The sequence below is a fragment of the Salinimicrobium oceani genome (assembly GCF_012037645.1).
In genome coordinates, this window is record NZ_JAAVJR010001087.1 from 1 (window position 1) to 362 (window position 362).

The 362-nt window shown below is 39.0% G+C and carries 1 pseudogene; it reads right to left on the minus strand.

What is annotated here, in order from left to right:
- Window positions 1–362: pseudogene (locus tag HC175_RS20905) on the minus strand (tRNA uridine-5-carboxymethylaminomethyl(34) synthesis enzyme MnmG); the annotation flags it as partial.

Here is a 362-nt window from a genome sequence, read left to right on the forward strand (position 1 = left end):
TTTAAAGATCTTATCGCTCTGCTTCATTAAGGCAGAATCGTTTGCTCCCAAAACAAGATTAGCTTCCTCGGGAGCGACACTTTTTTCTTTCAAAAATTCTACAAAAGCATATGATTTTGTCTTCTTCTCTACCATCTTTTGAAGACGCTGTTCAGAAGCCAAACCTATTTGATAAGACTTTTCAGTCAGTCTAAAGTCGGCATTATCCTGGCGTAGCAAAGTTCTGTATTCTGCTCTCGAAGTGAACATTCGGTAAGGTTCTTCTGTGCCTTTTGTGATAAGGTCATCGATCAAAACGCCTATATAAGCTTCGCTTCTTTGCAGTACAAATTCTTCTTTTTCCTGTACTTTCAAAGCGGCAT